Here is a 1,983-nt window from a genome sequence, read left to right as displayed (position 1 = left end):
GCGGGGCCCCGGCGGACGCCGTCGGCAGCGGTGCCGCGACGGGGTCGGGGCGCGGGCCGCGCTCGGCGACCTCCTGGGCCACCGCCCACATTGCGACGGTGGAGCCGGCCTCGTCGAGCACCGGCTCCGCGGCCAGGCGGACGGTACGGCGGGTGCCGTCGGGGCGGGAGACGCGGAACTCGCAGGCCGCGGGCTGGCCGTCGACCAGGCACCGGGTCACCGCCCCGGCGAGCCGCGGTTGGTCCTCGTAGGCGAGGCAGGAGGGAAGCTGGTCCAGGGTGAGCGGGCCCTCCGCCATCGGGCGGCCGAAGATGGCGTAGAGGTCGTCGCTCCAGACCACGGCGTCGGTGAGCAGGCTCCACTCGGCGCTGCCGGTGCGCGCCCGCTCGCGCTCCGGAGCGGGCCGCAGGCTCTCCAGCCCGCGTCCGAAGTCGTCGAGCCGCCGCAGCGCCTCGTCCCAGGCCGCGCCGCGCCCCTCCGGCCCGGCAGCCGGTGCCTCTCCGCCCCGCAGCGCCTCGGCGTCCTCGCGGAGTCCGCGGGCGCGCGCGATAAGGTCCTGGAACCCCTCGTGGTGGGGGGAGTCCGCCGCCGACCTGCCGGCCGGGTGGTCCGGGTGCTGGGAGGAGTGCATCACTGTCCCCGATGCGCTGACGCTGCCGCCCGTGGCCCTGCGGCACGGCTGGATGGATGGATTCCGACTCTGGCACAGCTTCCCCCGCCCCGAAAGGGATTCGGCCGGACCGCACCCCGGCGCGCCGCGCCGCGCGGTGGGACCCGGCGTACGCCCCCGGCTCGTGCCAATGCGCCGGACGCGACCGTCGCGGTACGCCGCGGACGCCCCGACCGGGGACCACCGGCCGAAATCCCGTTGCCACCGACCGCTCGCCCCCGGATGCTGACTCATATGTTCGCCAGCCCAGTCGAAACCGACATAGCGCCCAGCGGTACCCTCCTGGGCCTGCTCCAGCGCGGGCGGGGGGACGGCGCGCTGCACGCGCTCGCCGCCCCCCGGGCCGAGGCCGTCGCGGCCCTGGAGCACTGCGTTCTGCACGACCCCCGCCCCGACTGGCGGCTGGAGCACCGCTCCCTCTACTACGCGCGGCTCTACGTCGACCTGCGGGCGGAGCTCGACGGCATCGAGCACCACCTGTTCGCCCCCGCCGACCGCGCGGCCTCCGACGTCATCGCCGAGCCCCGCTTCGGCGGTGAGGTGCCCCCCGCCGCGGAGGCGGTGGCCGAGGAGCGCACCGGCCTCGTGCTCTCCGTCCTGGGCCACCTGGTCTCCTACGGTGACCGCCACGCACTGGCACTGCTGCGCCGCTACGCCGCCGACGGCGCCAACTGGCGGTGGGCCCTGGACGAACTCGCCGTCCGCGACGACGACGCCGGGCTGCGCGCGCTCGGGCCCGCGATTCTGGCCAGATTTCCCCGCACCGAGCCCGGGGACGCCGCGCTGGCCCGCGCCGTCCGGGACGCCTACGAGCCCCGCCCCTGGCGGCTCTGGTCCGAGGACCCCGCCCGCCCCGCGCAGGCCGACCGGATCGACCGCGCCCGGGAGGACGGCGACTTCGGCCGCTGGCGCCGTCAGCTGCGCTCACCGGGCCCCCGGCCCGGCTGGGGCGTACCCGCGGTGCTCGCCTGGGTGCAGGAGGGCCACGACGCCACGCCCCGCGTCTGGCGCGAGGCGCCCGCCGCCCGGTGCCTGGCGGCGACCGCCTCCGCCGAGGACCGCCCCCTGCTGCTGGAGACCGCGGCCACCGGCACGCCGCCGGTGCGCGCCGCCGCCCTGCGGCACCTGGCCGAGCGGCAGGACCCCGCGGTGCTGCCGCTGCTCGAGGCGGCGGCCGACGACCCCGACCCGGACCTCGCCTCCGCCGCCGCCGGCTCCCTGGCCCGGATGCGCGGCACGGACGCCCTCACAGCCGCCCGCCGATGGGCGGCGCGCGAGGACCGGGTGGGGGCCGCCGCCGCCACGGCCGGGGC

General features: G+C 78.6%; 2 protein-coding genes. One reads left to right on the top strand and one right to left on the bottom strand.

Features of this window, described 5'->3' with window-relative positions:
• Positions 1-631, bottom strand: a 631-nt coding sequence (locus HCN52_RS24015; protein ID WP_168090521.1) for a PAS domain-containing protein, incomplete at its 3' end; no start/stop codon positions are given.
• 273 nt (positions 632-904) lie between these two features.
• Here HCN52_RS24015 and HCN52_RS24010 point away from each other — a divergent pair.
• On the top strand, positions 905-1,983 hold a 1,079-nt coding region (locus HCN52_RS24010; protein WP_168090520.1), incomplete at its 3' end, for a HEAT repeat domain-containing protein.

Source organism: Streptomyces bohaiensis (assembly GCF_012033785.1).
Taxonomy (GTDB): Bacteria; Actinomycetota; Actinomycetes; order Streptomycetales; family Streptomycetaceae; genus Streptomyces; species Streptomyces bohaiensis.
Note: the sequence above shows the minus strand (reverse complement) of the source record. Positions and strands in the feature narration are given on the sequence as shown.